The sequence below is a fragment of the Chitinophaga sp. W3I9 genome, from assembly GCF_050434025.1.
Lineage (GTDB): Bacteria > Bacteroidota > Bacteroidia > Chitinophagales > Chitinophagaceae > Chitinophaga.
The window spans coordinates 1,183,592-1,201,035 of the sequence record NZ_JBNPWC010000001.1 but is presented as its reverse complement, the minus strand read 5'-3'; the positions used below and the strand labels follow the sequence as shown (position 1 = coordinate 1,201,035).

12 protein-coding genes are annotated in these 17,444 nt (G+C 45.7%); 7 read left to right on the top strand and 5 right to left on the bottom strand.

The genetic code is table 11. From position 1 onward, the window contains the following. Positions 1 to 102 precede the first annotated feature (102 nt). Positions 103 to 1,065: a helix-turn-helix domain-containing protein gene (locus QFZ51_RS05230; RefSeq protein ID WP_370909235.1), complete on the bottom strand. Its 963-nt coding sequence runs from the start codon at positions 1,063 to 1,065 to the stop codon at positions 103 to 105. A gap of 118 nt (positions 1,066 to 1,183) precedes the next feature. Here QFZ51_RS05230 and QFZ51_RS05225 point away from each other — a divergent pair, with 118 nt between their 5' ends. Further along, a complete protein-coding gene (locus QFZ51_RS05225) occupies positions 1,184 to 2,863 on the top strand; it encodes a hypothetical protein (RefSeq protein ID WP_429043870.1) in 1,680 nt (559 codons plus the stop codon). 123 nt (positions 2,864 to 2,986) lie between these two features. Continuing rightward, positions 2,987 to 4,969 carry a DNA topoisomerase (ATP-hydrolyzing) subunit B gene (gyrB, locus tag QFZ51_RS05220; protein ID WP_429043867.1) on the top strand — a complete coding sequence of 661 codons (1,983 nt, stop codon included), beginning with the start codon at positions 2,987 to 2,989 and terminating at the stop codon, positions 4,967 to 4,969. Positions 4,970 to 5,053: 84 nt separating this feature from the next. Here gyrB and QFZ51_RS05215 read toward each other — a convergent pair whose 3' ends face one another. Further along, on the bottom strand, positions 5,054 to 6,274 hold the full coding sequence (locus QFZ51_RS05215) for a tetratricopeptide repeat protein (protein WP_429043864.1): 1,221 nt from the start codon (positions 6,272 to 6,274) through the stop codon (positions 5,054 to 5,056). Between the two features lie 5 nt (positions 6,275 to 6,279). Continuing rightward, positions 6,280 to 7,608: an AAA family ATPase gene (locus QFZ51_RS05210; RefSeq protein ID WP_429043862.1), complete on the bottom strand. Its 1,329-nt coding sequence runs from the start codon at positions 7,606 to 7,608 to the stop codon at positions 6,280 to 6,282. Positions 7,609 to 7,699: 91 nt separating this feature from the next. Here QFZ51_RS05210 and QFZ51_RS05205 point away from each other — a divergent pair, with 91 nt between their 5' ends. The 3 genes from QFZ51_RS05205 to QFZ51_RS05195 all read left to right on the top strand — a co-directional run bounded on the left by QFZ51_RS05205 (position 7,700) and on the right by QFZ51_RS05195 (position 12,120). Continuing rightward, positions 7,700 to 7,897 (top strand): hypothetical protein, encoded by a 198-nt coding sequence (locus QFZ51_RS05205; protein WP_429043861.1) that lies wholly within the window; start codon positions 7,700 to 7,702, stop codon positions 7,895 to 7,897. 221 nt (positions 7,898 to 8,118) lie between these two features. Further along, positions 8,119 to 8,577, top strand: coding sequence for a hypothetical protein (locus tag QFZ51_RS05200; RefSeq protein ID WP_429043858.1), 459 nt, complete (start codon positions 8,119 to 8,121; stop codon positions 8,575 to 8,577). A 315-nt stretch (positions 8,578 to 8,892) separates the two neighbouring features. Further along, positions 8,893 to 12,120, top strand: a complete 3,228-nt coding sequence (locus QFZ51_RS05195; RefSeq protein ID WP_429043856.1) for a TonB-dependent receptor — start codon at positions 8,893 to 8,895, stop codon at positions 12,118 to 12,120. Between the two features lie 79 nt (positions 12,121 to 12,199). Here QFZ51_RS05195 and QFZ51_RS05190 read toward each other — a convergent pair whose 3' ends face one another. Together QFZ51_RS05190 and mfd are read right to left on the bottom strand one after the other, a co-directional pair. Continuing rightward, a complete protein-coding gene (locus QFZ51_RS05190; RefSeq protein WP_370909228.1) occupies positions 12,200 to 12,904 on the bottom strand; it encodes an SIMPL domain-containing protein in 705 nt (234 codons plus the stop codon). Between the two features lie 195 nt (positions 12,905 to 13,099). Next, positions 13,100 to 16,471 (bottom strand): transcription-repair coupling factor, encoded by a 3,372-nt coding sequence (gene mfd / locus QFZ51_RS05185; RefSeq protein ID WP_429043853.1) that lies wholly within the window; start codon positions 16,469 to 16,471, stop codon positions 13,100 to 13,102. 164 nt (positions 16,472 to 16,635) lie between these two features. Between mfd and QFZ51_RS05180 the strand changes: the two genes are divergently transcribed. Then, entirely contained in the window at positions 16,636 to 17,118 is a 483-nt protein-coding gene (locus QFZ51_RS05180; protein WP_429043851.1) for a ferredoxin--NADP reductase, read from the top strand. Beyond that, a complete protein-coding gene (locus tag QFZ51_RS05175; RefSeq protein ID WP_429051563.1) occupies positions 17,030 to 17,356 on the top strand; it encodes a ferredoxin--NADP reductase in 327 nt (108 codons plus the stop codon). Before QFZ51_RS05180 ends, QFZ51_RS05175 begins: the two co-directional genes overlap by 89 nt. Positions 17,357 to 17,444 lie beyond the last annotated feature (88 nt).

The window sequence follows — 17,444 nt, the reverse complement described above, 5'->3', positions numbered from 1 at the left end:
TGATTAAAGATTATATGAAGATAGTTAGGTTATTAACGCAGAAGTACTTCACCTTACGGAAAAATCATAGAAGTGACGTAGAAAGAAAGGAGAAGCTGTTGTTTAGCGCAGCAACAGCTCACAGGGTTTCAGCCCCGTGTGCTTTTTAAAGGCAGTGGAGAAGTGGGAAATGCAGGAATACCCCATCAGCATAGCTACTTCAGAAACAGACATCCCCTTTTCATATAAAAGCCCCTTGGCCTTTTCCATTCTCTCTTTCTGGAAGTAATCATATATGGTGGTGCCGTACATGGCTTTGAAGCCTTTCTTCAGGTAGCATTCGTTCATGGCTACCCGGCGGGCCAGGTCCCTGATGGTAATAGGAGAGTCCAGCTGCTCCAGGAGGATACCCCGGGCATTCTCTATTTTTTCACGGTCTTCCAGGTGGGTGAGGAAGCGGCAACCATAGCGTTCGTCGGTGTCGTTCTGCATAAACTGGTCGGAGCTGTATAGTAACAGGTCCAGCGCCCGGCTTTGCAGGAATATATTTTTCAGCATGCCCTCGTAATCGTGATGTACCATTGTTTCCAGTACGGATTTTGACTTCGTACAGGGCTGGATGGTTTTCACGAAAGGTTTGCGGGACTGATTTTCAAATAAGGAAAAGGTAGTGGTACCCTTTTGCAGCGATTGGATGAATGCAGGCTGGAAGCGAACGGTGATAAGATCTACAGATGGCACCCTGTCATTGCAGGCTTCCTTCTTTCCTTCTGAACAAAGCTGATCGGTACAGGAAGGGTTTTTACAATACTTGCTGCCGGCAACGCAATACCGGAGCTCAATGGCGGCAGATTGCCCCCTTTTGGCCGGCTGGTAAATGACCATCGCCACATCTTCAACAGGTAACGGCTTATCGTAAGTAAAACGTTGTAAGGTAAAATCAAGACAGTCAGGTACTGACACACTATCCTGCTCCGCCAGCTGTAACTGGTCGCTCATCGCGGGCTGCGGAATGGCCAAAGACAATATTTCCTGTATTTCTTTCACTTTATCTGTTTTTAAACGCCGTGCTGTTATAGAAGTCACAAATTTAGTGATTCGTTTTTTAAACAAATACGTTTTGACAATACAGTTACAAACACAACTATCCTTCTCCCCTTAAAACAGCGATTTACTTGGTATAAATTTCGTATATCCTTTAGGGATGGCAAAAAATGGCTTTAATATCCGCAGACTGGTAAAAATCATACTCATTGTAGCCGGTATACTTACCCTGCTGGTAGTGGGTACAGGCTGGTATCTCAATCAACACTGGAATAAGTTGTTGAAACGGGAGCTTCAGGACTATGTGACCGATTTGTCGGACAGTTTGTATACCGTTAAGTTCAAAGACCTGCACCTGGACGTACTTTCCGGCAGTGTCACTATCGATAAAGCCAGTATGACGGCCGATTCTGCGGTATATCAGCGCCTGCTGGCACAACAAAGGGCGCCGGCCGATATTTACACCATCAGCGTTGACCGGCTGGAACTCAGGTACTTTAAGCCGTGGCGTTACTTCTTTGGGAAGCATCTCAACGCAGGAATCCTTACTGTAACGGGTCCCAGTATTATCCTGGATCAAAATGCTACCGTAAAAGATACCAGTACCCCGAAAACGGCCTACCAGAATATCTCGGCCAAAATGAAATCCATTTTCATAGGCAAACTGGTACTGGACAGCACCAATTTCAAATATATTTTTACCCGGAAAGATTCTTCCCGGGTGATCCATCAATTCCACAATCTGAGGGTCCGGATCAATGATTTCCTGATAGACTCAGTTGCCCTGGACGACCCCACCCGTTTTTTATACGCCCGCAATTACGAAATCGGGATGAAGGACTATATGAACCGGACGCGGGATAGTCTTTACTGGATGTATATTCGCGGAATACGGTACGATGCGGCGGAACGTACCCTGCATGTGGGCAGGTTTGAACTGCAACCCCGCTACGATAAAACGGCCTTCCAGAAAAAGACAGGCGTACAGCAAGACCGGTTTGAAGTAGTGTTTAACGACATAAGTCTGCGTAACCTTAATCCCCGCCTGTTGTTACAGGAACAACAGATCTGGGCCGACCGGGTAAATATTCAGAATGGCAGATTAGACATTTACAGGAACCGTATGATGCCTATGCCTCCCGGCAATAAACTGGGCCAATATCCCCACCAGTTGCTGGCAAAGCTGGATGTTCCCATAAATATAGATACGCTTACCGGCAATAATGTTGACATCAGGTATACGGAATTGAGCCCGGTTACCGAACAAACCGGGTATATCGATTTCAGTCATGTACATGGTTTATTCCGCAACATCACCAATATCGATAGCCTGGTGGCCAAAAACAAGCACCTCACGGCCGACCTTGACGCGGTATTTATGAAAAGCGGAAAACTCACTGCCCGTTTCGATTTTGTGCTGAACGAAAAGGGTGGCCGGTTTGGTGTTTCCGGCCGGCTGAGTAATATGAACGGCAAAGATCTGAATGTAATTACCCAGCCAATGGGCAAAATCGAAATCAGGTCTTGCGATATCCAGGACCTGACCTTTACTATCAACGGAGGTGAGCGAAGCGCCAGAGGCCATGTAAAACTGCTGTATCAAAATCTTAAAATTGCCGTTTTAAAGCAAAATAAGGATCACGATGGGTTTAAACGTAAAGGACTCATCAGCCTGGTGGCTAACGCATTGGTAATCAAGTCGGAAAACCCATCCAAAGACGAAAAACCCCGCACGGCCGATGTTACCTATACCCGAGACATCAAGAAGTCTTTTTTTAACCTGGTGTGGAAAACTTTATTTACAGGCGTAAAAGACATTGCTGGTGCTGGAAATCTCTAGTGGAAAAAATGGTGGATCCTCACCGCATAAAAACAGCCCTTCTTTTGTGGAAATGAGGCTTATTTTTCGTACATTTGCATGATTGTCTACCGATTTTATTTCTAATAGATTTTACACCAACATATGAGCGAAGAATTAGTGCAAGCACCCAGCCCCAGCAGCAACGGATATGATGCAGGGAGTATACAGGTATTGGAAGGACTGGAAGCCGTTAGGAAGCGTCCGGCCATGTATATCGGCGATATTGGCGTCAAGGGTCTCCACCACCTTGTTTATGAGGTAGTAGATAACTCTATCGATGAAGCATTGGCCGGGTACTGCAAAAATATTGATGTTACCATCCTGGAAGATAACTCCATCCGTGTAAAGGATGATGGCCGTGGTATTCCAACCGGCATCATTCCCAAGGAGGGTCGTTCTGCCCTGGAAGTAGTAATGACAGTACTCCACGCCGGCGGTAAATTTGACAAGAACACCTACAAGGTGTCCGGAGGTTTGCATGGTGTGGGTGTGAGTTGCGTGAACGCATTGAGCGACAGGCTTTATGTAACCGTAGAACGTGAAGGCAAATTATTTGAACAGGAATTTCACCGTGGCGCCCCACAGTATCCTGCACGTGAAATAGGTACCAGTGAAGTAACCGGAACCACCATTCACTTTAAACCCGATGGCGAGATTTTTAAAGATACCACCTACAACCGTGAAATCCTTGCCGGTCGTTTACGTGAGCTGTCTTACCTGAACCGCAAAATCAAGATTACTTTAACCGACGAACGTGAAAAAGATGAAGAAGGTAACTTCTTCTCTGAAACTTTCTACAGTGAAGGTGGCATCCGCGAGTTTATACAGATGCTCGACAAAAATGGCCGTCGCAACCCGATATTGCTGAATCCTATTTATGTAGAAGTACATGAGCCGATTTCAAATGTAGCCGTAGAAGTTGCGCTGGTATACAACGACGCATTCAGCGAAAACATTTTCTCCTACGTAAATAATATCAACACCATTGAAGGAGGTACACACGTAGCCGGTTTCCGCCGTGCTATTACCCGTGTATTTAAATCTTATGGTGATAAAAATAAAATGTTTGAGAAGTCGAAGATCGAAGTTACAGGCGACGACTTCCGTGAAGGACTGAGCGCTATTATCAGCGTGAAAGTTCCTGAACCGCAATTTGAAGGTCAAACTAAAACCAAGCTCGGTAACTCCGATGTGATGGGCGTGGTAGACAGTTCTGTTGCGGCTGTGCTGGATGCCTTCCTGGAAGAAAATCCACGTGAAGCCAAACAGATCATCAATAAAGTAGTATTGGCGGCACAGGCCCGTGAGGCTGCCCGTAAGGCACGTCAGCTGGTACAACGCAAAAGCGTAATGACTGGCAGCGGCTTACCAGGTAAACTGGCCGATTGCTCCGATAACGATCCTACCAAATGTGAACTGTACCTTGTCGAAGGAGACTCCGCAGGTGGTACGGCCAAACAGGGACGTAACCGTAACTACCAAGCCATCCTGCCGCTCCGTGGTAAAATCCTCAATGTGGAAAAAGCAATGGAGCACAAGATCTACGAGGATAATGAAATCAAAAACATCTTTACCGCACTGGGCGTTACCATCGGTACAGAAGAAGATGATAAAGCACTGAACCTTTCCAAACTGCGCTATCACAAGCTCATCATCATGACGGATGCCGACGTGGATGGTAGTCACATTGCCACACTGATCCTGACCTTCGTTTTCCGTTATATGAAAGCAATGGTGGAACAGGGCTACGTGTACATTGCACAACCACCTCTGTACCTCGTGAAGAAAGGTAAAGAACAAACTTACGCCTGGACAGAAGAACAGCGTAAAGAAGCGACCCAAAGGCTCGCTGGCGGCGGTAAGGAAGACAGCGTAACCATTCAGCGTTATAAAGGTTTGGGTGAGATGAACGCAGAACAGCTGTGGGATACTACCATGAACCCGGAACACCGTACCCTGAAACAGGTAACCATTGAAAGCGCTGCTGAAGCAGACCGCGTATTCAGTATGCTGATGGGTGATGAAGTTCCTCCACGCAGGGCGTTCATCGAATCACATGCGAAGTATGCCAAGATTGATGCTTAATTACGTATATACGTTATAGTTATAAACAAAAAATCCTGCCGCTGAAACGGCAGGATTTTTTGTTTATCTTCTGAAATAATCTCTTTATCCTTCTCTCGTAAGAATATAATTTGCCAGCACCTGGTACAGGAACACACCTATCAGCAAAGCGGTAACCACTATATTAAAGGCATCATTAATGATGAATGCCAGCACAGTGCCCAATACGCCCAGCAGCGCCAGTCCCGCCGTATACCATGTAATTATCCGGCGGTTCTTTTTGCTTTCCGGTATATAAAATCCTGCCGCAGGCAGCAACATGATGCCACTGCAAAGACACAATGCCAGCAATCCCTGCAAGTGAGTAAACAGAAACGCCACACCTGCCGCTAACGACACGCACAACAGGATCCCCACTACATTAGACACCTGTGTTTGCTCTTTACTGAGCGCATACCTGCCGTATGGATTGAGGCGCAGGAACAGGTTGCTCACCGGCGTAATCAGCCAGGTAGAAAGCGCCAGGAATGCCAACAGCACGTACACCGGGAAGAACACCTGGCTGGCGATCTGCGTCAATATAAAAATGGCGATGATAATGATCCATTGCGTACGGGCTTTTTGCCGCGCCATGAAAAAAGCGTAGTTCAGGAACTGCCGGTACAGCCAGTACCGTGCTTTCATGGCCTGCACCATACCTTGGCGCGCCCATTCATTATTAGGATCCAGTTTCAATGACTCCCTGAAATGCTCCAGCGACTTACGGTGATCACCGGCTTCCAGCCACTTCTGCCCGAGGTTGGCGTGGGTATAAGCATTCTCAGGATTGTGCTCCAGTGCTTCATGCAGGTTGGAAAAAGCTTCTTCCTTTTTTCCCAGCCGGAACAAGGCATGGGAACGGAGATTAAGGCAGGCTTCATCTTCCGGGCTAATCGCCAATCCTTCTTCCGCCTTGTGAAGTGCGGCTTCATATTCTTTCCTCGACAACAAAATCTGGCTCCACATAGCAAAATAATTCACCCGGTAGGGATTTATAGCTACTGCATTGCTGATGGTCCTGATAGCTTCATTAAACTGATTTTTTGCAAAAGCAATCCTGGACAACAGGTACAGGAAACGATCGTCGTATGGAGCAAAGCTGAGGGTATTGCTTGCTATTTGTGTTGCTTCTGCGGTGTTGCCTGTTTCCAGGTAGCAGATCGCCAGCAGGTACAATCCGTCGGTATCATGGGCATTGGTGCTCAGGTGCTGACGTAAAGCAGCAAAGGCATCTTGGAAGCGGCCTTGTTGAACTAAAATCTGAGCGCGCTGAATTAATACAGCCATAAACGTTATTTCTTAATATCCAGGTATTTCAATACATCATCATAAAGACCGGTTTCATTTGAATACAGCGCATAATTACGGGCAGTATTAAACCATTCCCTTGTGGTGGGTTTATGTATTTTAGCGGCTTTTAATAATTCTTTCTGTGTAATAGGTTGCGGTACGCCTTTTTGCAGGGCTTCCAGCAGTTTTTCTTCTATCGCAATATCTACAATTGCTTTGAGGTCGGCGCCGGAGTAACCCGGAGTGGCCTTTGCGAGGGCGTTGTAATTAATATCGCTTACGGGTTTATTGCGTAACTGCAGCTTCAGGATTTCTTCCCTGCCTTCCGTTTCCGGTGGCGCCACAAAAATGATCCGGTCGAAACGGCCCGGACGGCGGAATGCGGGATCAAGGCTCCATGGAGCGTTGGTAGCGCCGATAATGAGAATATTTTCATTGCTGGCGGCAATACCATCCATTTCTGCGAGGAACTGGTTTATAATATGCGTTGCGCCCGACTGCCGGAGTGCCGCACGGTTGGCGCCTAAAGCATCTACCTCATCAAAAAACAAAACACAGGGCTTACTCTGACGGGCAAGCTCAAACAGGCTATGCAGATTTTTTTCGCTGGTACCCACCCACATATCCAGCACATCATGAATGCCTACGTTGATAAATTCTGCCTGTATTTGCCCGGCTGTAGCTTTAGCCAGGTAGGTTTTCCCACATCCCGGGGGGCCATACAGTAAAATGCCGCCACCGGCTTTTTTTCCATAAGCTTTATAAAGATCAGGGAACTGCAGAGGCTTGATGATCTTCAGATCTATTTCCTGTTTTTCTCTTTCCATACCGCCTACATCTGAAAAATTAATTTCAGGTTTTTCCAGCATGAACAGGCTCTCGCTTTCTTCCTCTTCCTCATCTTCTCCGTTAAAAGAAACGGAGGGTTGCTGGGCTACCCGGAAAAGCCCGTCTAACGCTTCATCACGGAAGCCCGGATTTATTTGTAGTAAATGCTGGTATATTTCCTTTGCCGGCGGCATAGATTGTTCCTTCACCAGGATACGGCAATGCAGCAACAGCGCATCGAAATGATCCGGTTCACGGTTCTCCAGTTGCTCCAGGACCACAATGGCAGCGGAATATTTGTGCTGATGATAAAAAGTGCGCGCCAGCCCAAGCTGAGCAGCGGTATTGGATGACGACAGTTCCAGTACTTTCCTGTATTGTTCTTCTGCGGCGATATATTCATAATCCTGCAGCAGTACCTGCGCCAGATGCATACGTAAAGGCACATTCTCCGGCGAAAACTGCACCGCCTCCTGTAATTGCTTTATTACTTCCGATGACATAATGTGCTTCTGTTTAATTATTCAGTAACCCCGTAATAATACGCAATTCGGCCGCAAAAAAAGTGTTAATTGTGCCTAAATCCCCACGCATATGAAAAATACACTTGGCAGGGTAGTAATACTGATCCACAACTACGATGAGGCTGCTGCTTTTAATGAAAGCAAACCGGGCTTCCATAAGTTGTATGATACCACCACAAACGGACAAAGGTACCTGCATATGGCCCCGTCGCCCGGTGAATACACCCGAAGCCACCTTCCTGCATTTCCTGGATTTATACGGCAATGAAATCATTCTGGTGCAACTTGCCGGGAAGAAACAATGAACCATCCCTTATCTATATATATTTTATTTAATTAATAAATATTTATATATATTGCAGGCCTATTATCCCTATGCCAACAGAACCTAACCAGTATCCTATGTCAAATTAAATTAATTGCCGGCTGCACAGAAAGCAGCCGGCACTGGTTTCGTTCATCAACAACGGCATGCCTAAACTTAATGTTATGAGAATGAAATTCTTAATGGTTGCCGTTATTGCCGCTTTAGGAACAGTGCTTTGTTCCTGTGATAAAAAAAATGAGACCACACCGGTCAGCAGCTTCTCCTTTAAAATGGACGGTGTTCAATACCAGTCCAACGCCACAGAGGCATACCTCACTGATACCGTATACGCCGGCAAAAAGACCCTGGTAGTAGATGGTGTTACCAATAACTTCGGCCATCATATGGAACTGATGATCACCTTTCCGGATTCTCTGAAAGCCGGTACTTATATAGAAGATGTAGAAATGTCGCTGATGAATATCCAGGAAAAAGAGCCGGGTTACCTGAGTAAAAATATCAAAGTAATTATAACGAGCATTAATAGTAAACACGCGGAGGGAACATTCTCCGGTGTATTAATAAGTGGTGAAACAGAAAAACCTTTAACGGACGGGGCTTTTAAAGTCGGGATTTACTAAACACATTTGATGAACTTTCTCACATGCCCCTCCTTTAAAGGCGGGGCTTTTTACTTCGTAGGCACGTTAAGGTTATATTATATTGTTTGTTGTTTACCCTGGGTTAACAATTAATTCCTATCTCAATTTTAGCGACTGTTAACATTGAAATCAAACAAATGCCTCGTTTCTGATAGTATTTTAACACAAAAAGACTATCAATAGCTCCTTTTCAGGATGTTTTATGCACTTCTTAACAATTCCGTAATAATCTGTTAACATTCTGGTTGCATCAGACTGTTTCCTTTGCACCTGTAAATACTTACAAAACAGTTTATGAAATCATTCTTTACGCTATTAGCTAGCTTCATTGTAATTCTATGTTACAGCGCGAACGCACAGGTGACCACTTCCGTTATATCGGGTAAAGTATCCGATCCGGGTGGACAGGCCATTCCCGGCGTTACAGTAGTAATAGTAAATAACAGCACCGGCGCCAAATCAGGCGTACAAACAAACACTGATGGCCGCTATAATCTGCCTAACCTGAATCCAGGCGGTCCTTACACTATCACTGTTTCATTCATTGGATATAAGAAAGAAGTAAAATCAGATGTTAACCTCGGACTGGGAACCACCAGTTTCAATTTTAAATTACAGGAAGAATCAACCGCACTGAGTGAAGTAGTGGTAACAGGTAATGCGGGTGCAGGTAAATCCGGTACCAGGGTAGGACAGGAGCAAATTAAAGCGCTCCCCACACTGAGCCGCAGCCTGCAGGATCTTACCAAAGTAACACCACAGAGCAACAACAACTCCTTCCTGGGTACCAACTACCGTTACAACAACGTGACTGTAGATGGCGCCATCAACAACGACGCCATTGGCTTTAGCCCTTCACTGGGCGGACAAAGCAACACCAGCGGTCAGCCAGGCAGCAGCACCCGTACCAATCCGGTATCTGTAGATGCGATCCAGGATATACAGGTTTTGCTGGCTCCCTTTGATGTGAAAGTTGGTAACTTCCTTGGTGGTAGCGTAAACGCAGTAACGCGCAGCGGTACCAACGAAGTACACGGTTCCATCTATGGATTTGGCCGCAATGCTTCACTGGTTGGTAAAAACAACGCTGGCGACGGTTCTAAATTACCGAGCGATTTTCATGAGTACCAAACCGGTGTTCGTCTCGGCTTCCCTATCATCAAAAACAAATTGTTCTTCTTCACCAATGAAGAAATTACCCGCCGCGTAGATCCCGTGATCCTCGGCGCAGGCTCCGCTGATGGTGGTGGCATCTTAACAGAAAAAGACGCTGCTGACATCACCGCACTGATGAAAACATACGGCGTAGATCCGGGTACCTCAGGTAACACCAGCATCTATTCCAACTCCAATAAATTCTTCAACAGGATCGACTGGCATATCAATGGAAAGCACCAGTTGTCTGTTCGTAACAACACCATCACTTCTGAAGCCACCAACCTGGAACGCGATCAGCAAAACTTCCGTTTCAAGGGCATTGACTTCAAACAGGTAAATAACCAGACTTCTACTGTGGCTGAACTGAAAAGTAACTTTAACAGCGGTTTCTCCAACAGCCTGATCCTCGGTTATTCCAATGTACACGATTACAGGGAGCCATTGTCAGATCCGGCTACACCACAGATCCAGATCAAAGGAAGAACACCAGGTTCTACCATCTTTCTGGGTACCGACCGTGAAGCCAGTATCTTTAACATGAAGCAAAAAACTTTTGAAATAACAGATAACGTTACCCTGTTCAAAGGAAATCACACGATTACCCTGGGTACACACAATGAGTTTTACAACATCACCTATGGTTTTGTAAACTCCTGGAATGGCCGTTTGGACTACAACAGTATTGAAGACTTCCTGGCTAACAATCCTGCACGTGTACGTGGTAACTACAACTACACCAACAACTCCCGTGATTACATCATGGCTAATCCTCCTGCTCAATTCAAGGCAAACCTGCTGAGCGTTTACGGACAGGATGAGATCCAGTTGTCTGATCGTTTCAGGATTACGCCAGGTATCCGTTTGGATTACACGGGCATTCCCAACAAACAGCCTTTGAGTGATAAAACGATTAAATCACCGGAAGATCCTAACTACGGTAACACTTACAGCTATACGAAACCAAAGGATATCAAAAACGACTTCCTGAATAATGTGCAGATCTCTCCGCGCTTAGGTTTCAACTATGATATTAAAGGCGATAACAGCCTGGTACTGCGTGGTGGTTCCGGCTTATTTACCGGCCGTATTCCTTTCGCATGGATCGGTTATGCATATTATAACAATGGCGTTACTTACGGTGCCTACGATCAGAGAAGCAGCACCAAACCATTTGTCAACACGCCGCTGCCTGCAGCAAAACCATCACAGAATGGTATCGCAGACTTCGCATCTCAGAATGGCGTAGACGTTAAAAATGCTGCCGGCGCCACCCAGGTGGATATGATCGACAACAACTTCAAAATGCCGCAGGTATGGAGAAGCAGCCTCGCATTGGATTACACGACCCACGACCAGTGGAAGTTCTCCATTGAAGGTATCTATACCAAGGTAATCAAGGATCTGATGTTCCAGCAGGTGAACCTGGCGGATAATCCAACTTACTTTGCATACGATGTAAACAAGCAACAGCCTATCTACACCGGTTCTAAAATCAATCCTTTATATACTAACGCTTACCTGTTATCCAACACCGATAAAGGTTACCGTTACAGCATTACCGGTCAGGTATCCAAATCGTTCCCTTTTGGCCTGAACTTCATGGTGGCTTACACTTACGGCCAGGCAAAAGATATCACCAATGGTATCCGCAACTCCATGGAATCGAACTGGCAGCTGAACCAGGCGCTGAATCCTAACAATCCCGGCCTTGCTTACTCTAACTTCGACATCCGTAACCGTATCGTAGCTACTGTTGCTTACAAACAGGATTGGGGCACTAAAGGCAAATGGGTATCTAACTTCTCTGCCTTCTTCAATACTTCTTCCGGAACACCGTTCTCTTATGGTTTAGTGAATGCTACCATCAACGGTACACCACAGCAGGTGAGCCTGACCTACATCCCGAAAGATGTGGCTGAAGCGACTAACTTCTTTACAGATAAAGCAGGCGGACCAACAGCTGCTCAACAGGCGAATGATTTCATGAGCTATGTTAACAGCAACAGCTACCTGAATGGCCGTAAAGGTCAGTTTACTGAACGTAACGGCGGCCGCACACCATGGAACACCCAGGCCGACTTCCGCTTCGCGCAGGACTACAACTTTAAAGCCGGTAAAAAGGTACACACCATCACGTTGACTTACGACATCGTGAACGTTACTAACCTGCTGAACAAAGACTGGGGTATTCAATACTTCACGCCCAACACCTTTAACTCTATGGCGAGCGTTGGTTTGAATCCTACTGGTAAAGTAGTTAACAATTATCCTACTTATACTTTCAGCAAACCAGGCACTCCTTATTCAAAAGATTTCTTTGCATCCCGTCATCAGATGCAGCTGGGCCTGAGATATAGCTTCTAATTCAGCTTGTCTTAATAAAATGTAAAAGAGGTTGTTCCATACGGAACAACCTCTTTTTTGTATTACATCTCCAGTGTAATTATTTGATAGCAAATACTGCTCTTACTTCTGCACGGATCTTAATAGTTTTGAAATCAATATCACTCGCTGCTTCGGCACTATCTGCAGATTTAGCCATGTAGTTAGCCATTACGGGACGAACATCAGAATAGTTATCTGTATTCATTTCCTGGATTTCGATCACACCATCTGTTTTGTTACCAATAGCGGAAAGCATATACTCCGCTTTTTCTTTCGCGGCCTGTAAAGCTTTTATTTTTACTTCTTTACGGTAAGCTTCCATTTTGCTGGAAGAATAAGAAGCTATCCTGGCATTCTCGATACCTTCAGCATCTACTGCGGCGAGGATTTCGTTGATTTTATCCAGCTTGCTTAATTTAAGACGGTATTGTTTACGCGCCATAAATTCCAGCGGATCTTTCTTCTTCCTTAAAATTTCAAAGTTGTTACCATATACATTCTCAATGGTAAAATCGGCTTTCGGAATTCCTGCGTCAGATACGGCTTTCTGCAGTTGTTTTTCCAGAGTGCTGATGTCTACTTTGTTTTTTCCTTTGAGATATTCTCTTAAAGAGATGTTGAAATAAATTTCATCCGGTGTGATTTCCATTTCTGCGGATCCGTTTACTTCAATCTTTTTTACCGGCGGTTGCTTATCTGTTTGCTGTGCAAAAGTGCTCAGTGCAAAAAATAATCCTGCTGCTAATAACATTACCTTTTTCATGTGTCGATGTTTTCTATTGTTAAAAAAATTAGTGTTTGTTGTTGTTATTTACACCCTCATGATGCGGGGTTTAAAAGTGTTTCCACAAAGGGCGATTTATAAAATTTTGTTAATGCAATAGTTACAGAAATAGAATTATACATTTCATATTAGTTATGAAACGATTACAAAGGAATTATGTTACAGGGGGAAGAATTATTTCCGGCTATCGGTCATGGCTTTCAGGAAGTCGTACAGGTCGTTCATATGACGGATACGGGAAGCCACTAACATAAAGTTTTTACCAACCTGTTTTAGCTTGGCGTTGTTGGTGCGGGTTTGTATATACGTTAATATATGATTGAACGTGGGGGATTCGAAGTAAGGGGAATCCGGGTTATTGATAAAGTAGCAACGCAGGTTTTCTTCTTTCAGCATCATTTTTTCGAAGCCGAGCTGTATGGCCATCCAACGGCAGCGGATAGCTGTCAGCAAGTCTTTCACCGGTTCCGGCATAGGGCCGAAGCGGTCTATCATATCATTGGCAAAAGCCTGTAGTTTGCCTTCTTCTGTGATATTATCCAATTCCTGGTAAAGGTTTAGTCTTTCCTGGATGCTTTCAATATAAGTATCAGGGATCAGTATTTCCAGGTCTGTATCAATGGTACAGTCGCTCACGAAATCTTTCTTCTCTTCCAGCTGATCTTTAAACAGGTCGCGGAATTCATTTTGTTTCAGTTCGCGGATGGCTTCATCCAGGATTTTCTGGTACATATCAAAGCCAATTTCGGCCATAAAGCCGCTCTGCTCACCACCCAGCAGGTTACCAGCGCCACGGATATCGAGATCGCGCATAGCGATCTGGAAACCGCTGCCCAGCTCACTGTGCTGTTCCAGTGTTTGCAGGCGTTTCCGGCTATCTGAAGGCAGCGTGCTCATAGGCGGCGCCAGCAGGTAACAGAAAGCTTTTTTATTACTGCGGCCCACGCGACCACGCAGCTGATGCAGGTCACTCAATCCGAAATGATGGGCGTTATTAATGATGATGGTATTGGCGTTTGGAATATCCACCCCACTTTCCACGATATTGGTACACACCAGCACATCGTACTTGCGGTCAATGAAATCGAGGATCACTTCTTCCAGCTGATGTCCTTCCAGTTGTCCGTGTGCCGTAGCAATAGACAGATCCGGGCAAAGTCCCTGGATCAGGCCGGCCATTTCCTTCAGACCCTTTACCCTGTTGTGGATAAAGTACACCTGTCCGCCTCTTTCGGCTTCATAATAAATGGCTTCGCGTATCAGGTCCTGGTTAAACACCTGCACTTCTGTTTCAATGGCCTGGCGGTTTGGCGGCGGCGTATTGATAACAGACAGGTCACGGGCGCCCATCAGTGAAAACTGGAGCGTACGCGGTATAGGCGTTGCCGTTAGTGTAAGGGTATCTACGTTATGCTTGATCTGTTTCAGTTTCTCTTTGGCAGAAACACCGAATTTTTGTTCTTCATCTACTACCAGCACGCCGAGGTCTTTAAACTTCACTTCTTTGCCCAGTAAAGCATGCGTGCCGATAATGATATCGATCTTTCCTTCTTCAAGGCGCTTAAGCGTTTCCTTTTTTTCTTTGGAAGATTTGAACCTGTTGAGATAGTCAACGGTGCAGGGAAAGTCTTTCAGGCGGTCGGCAAATGTTTTATAGTGCTGGAATGCAAGGATGGTGGTAGGCACCAGTACGGCAGCCTGTTTACCATCTACAATAGATTTAAACGCTGCGCGGATGGCGACTTCTGTTTTACCGAAGCCTACATCTCCGCACACGAGCCGGTCCATCGGCGCCGGCGATTCCATGTCGCGTTTCACATCGGCGGTAGCCTTGCTCTGATCCGGCGTATCTTCATAGATGAAAGAGGCTTCCAGTTCTGTTTGCAGATAGGTATCCGGCGTATGCGCAAAGCCTTGCTGGGCTTTACGTACCGCGTACAGCTTGATCAGGTCTTTGGCAATATCTTTTACCTGCGTTTTGGCTTTTTCCTTCAGCTTATCCCAGGCATCGCTGCCCAGTTTATTTACTTTAGGTTCCACGCCTTCTTTGCCGGTATATTTACTGATTTTATGCAGGGAGTTGATATTTACATACAACAGGTCGTTGTTTTTGTAAATGATGCGGATGGCTTCCTGCATTTTACCGCCTACTTCAATTTTCTGGAGACCGCTGTACATGCCCACGCCATGATCAATATGCGTTACAAAGTCGCCCGATTGCAGCTCCCGCAAGGTTTTCATGGTAATCGCCTTATTCTTGTTGTAGGCTTGTTTTACCTTGTATTTATGGAAGCGCTGAAAGATCTGGTGATCGGTATAGCACGCCAGTTTCAGCGAATGATCAATGAACCCGCTGCTGATGGCAACCGGGATGGGAAAAAATACAAAATCTGCTTTAAGGTCCTCGAATATACTGCGCAAACGTTCCAGCTGACGCGGGTTGTCTGAAAATATAAAGAGGGAATATTTATTACTGTTATGTTTACCGAGATCTTTGATCAGGAGATCAAACTGCCGGTTAAACACGGGTTGTTCCTGTGTATCGAAGGCGATGAGCTGAGGCTGGTAGCCGTTGTCTGTCAGCCAGTCCTTATTACCAAAAACAATTGTTGGCTTTTGCAGCAGCTGTTGCAGCAATGGGGTGGCTTTCACAAAATCCTCTTCCTTCAGCACCATTTCTTCATCTTCATCCACTTTCACTTTCTGACCGGTGAGCAGGAAATCATCCAGCCGCTGTTCCATTTGTTCTATCACGCCTTTTACATAGGAAGGATCTTTCATCCATACTACGGTATTGGCGGGCAGGAATTCTGTGAGTGGTGTTTTGCTGTGGTCTGCCGCATGGGTGTCCATGTTGGCGATTAAGCTTACCTGTGTGAGCCTGCGTTCACTAAGCTGTGATTCCGGATCAAACAGGCGGATAGAATCTATATCTTCTCCAAATAATTCAATACGGTAGGGCTTTTCGTTACCAAAGGAATAGATATCCAGAATTCCTCCCCTTACGGCATACTGACCGGGTTCATACACAAAATCGGTGGCGTGAAAACCCCAGCCGATGAGTTGTTCCAGCAGCGGATCTACTTTCAGTACATCGCCTACTTTCAGTTGCACCATATTGGCGCTGAAGGCCTGATTCCCGGCTACTTTCTCCCAGAGTGCTTCCGGATAGGTGACCAGGATCTTTTTCCTCACGGTATCTCCGGAAAATTTCATGAGCGCTTCCGTACGGAGCATACTATGGCTGCCGTTGATTTCATGGAACTGACCGGCTTTCTTAAATGAGTCGGGGAAATAGAAAATATCCAGTGCCTGGCTGAGTTGCTCCAGGTCGTTATGGAAATAGGCTGCCTCCTCTCTATCGTTTAAGATGAAGAGATGATTTGCATCTGCATGCGCCCAGGTGCTGACTGCCACAAAGTTTATTGCGCTTCCACTAATGGAGGAGAGCTGAAAGTATTGTGGGGTGGGTGATTGAATCCCCTTCACCAGCGACTGCAGACGCGCATCACGTTGAAATAGTTGTAATACAGCCTGTAAATTCATGAAGAATGCAAAGGTACGAAGATTTACCGATTCTGAGATTTGATCAGGGAAGATATTTGGAGAAGATACTTCCGCTTTTCATAATAAAAAAAACAAATAAGAAGAGATCCCATTAGTAGAATGCCAAATTTTCGCTATATTCAATAAGACCAAACTCAACTTCCATGCTGGACGTATGGCATACCGGAATCGTAACTAAATTGGTGGATGAAACCCACAATACGCGCCGTTTCTGGATACAGGTACCGGACATGGAACGGTTTGATTTCAAACCAGGACAGTTTGTAACCCTGGACCTTCCTATTCACGAGAAAAAGAACAAACGCTGGCGTAGTTATTCCATTGCTTCCCATCCGGACGGCACCAATGTAATTGAGCTGGTGATCGTTTTACTGGAGGGAGGGTTAGGGAGTACTTACCTGTTCAATGAAATAAAGGAAGGAAGCGAACTGTTGCTGCGTGGCCCACAGGGAGTTTTCGTACTGCCCGAACAGTTAGACAAGGAATTATTCCTGATTTGCACAGGTACCGGCATAGCGCCATTCCGTTCTATGGCGCATTTACATTCAACTGCATGGCGTACCGCATGCGCCTATTCACCTTATTTTCGGCGTCCGCTACCAGCACGACCTGCTCTATGCAGCTGAGTTAGAGCAATTAGCGGCCTCTTTACCCAATTTCAACTACATTCCCACTTTATCGCGTGAAGAAAACTGGAGCGGCAAAAAAGGTTATGTGCATGCTGTTTATGAAGAGCTGCTGCAGGACAAGCGTCCTGCCAACTTCTTTCTTTGCGGCTGGAAGGCCATGATCGACGAGGCTAAGCAACGGATACAAGCCATGGGTTACGACCGGCATGATATTCACCAGGAATTGTATGGCTAAAAGCGTATCCCATTCCAAATTCAGGAATGGAGCGGAAAAGCATACCTGGAGGAAATGATATTTGTAAACCCCCACTTCGTTAAAGGGC

Coding starts and splice junctions, on each gene's coding strand:
- QFZ51_RS05210 (WP_429043862.1), bottom strand. CDS start 7,608: ATGTCATCGGAAGTAATAAAGCAATTACAGGAGGCGGTGCAGTTTTCG.
- QFZ51_RS05205 (WP_429043861.1), top strand. CDS start 7,700: ATGAAAAATACACTTGGCAGGGTAGTAATACTGATCCACAACTACGAT.
- QFZ51_RS05195 (WP_429043856.1), top strand. CDS start 8,893: ATGAAATCATTCTTTACGCTATTAGCTAGCTTCATTGTAATTCTATGT.
- gyrB (WP_429043867.1), top strand. CDS start 2,987: ATGAGCGAAGAATTAGTGCAAGCACCCAGCCCCAGCAGCAACGGATAT.
- QFZ51_RS05180 (WP_429043851.1), top strand. CDS start 16,636: ATGCTGGACGTATGGCATACCGGAATCGTAACTAAATTGGTGGATGAA.
- QFZ51_RS05190 (WP_370909228.1), bottom strand. CDS start 12,904: ATGAAAAAGGTAATGTTATTAGCAGCAGGATTATTTTTTGCACTGAGC.
- QFZ51_RS05215 (WP_429043864.1), bottom strand. CDS start 6,274: ATGGCTGTATTAATTCAGCGCGCTCAGATTTTAGTTCAACAAGGCCGC.
- QFZ51_RS05225 (WP_429043870.1), top strand. CDS start 1,184: ATGGCAAAAAATGGCTTTAATATCCGCAGACTGGTAAAAATCATACTC.
- QFZ51_RS05200 (WP_429043858.1), top strand. CDS start 8,119: ATGAGAATGAAATTCTTAATGGTTGCCGTTATTGCCGCTTTAGGAACA.
- mfd (WP_429043853.1), bottom strand. CDS start 16,471: ATGAATTTACAGGCTGTATTACAACTATTTCAACGTGATGCGCGTCTG.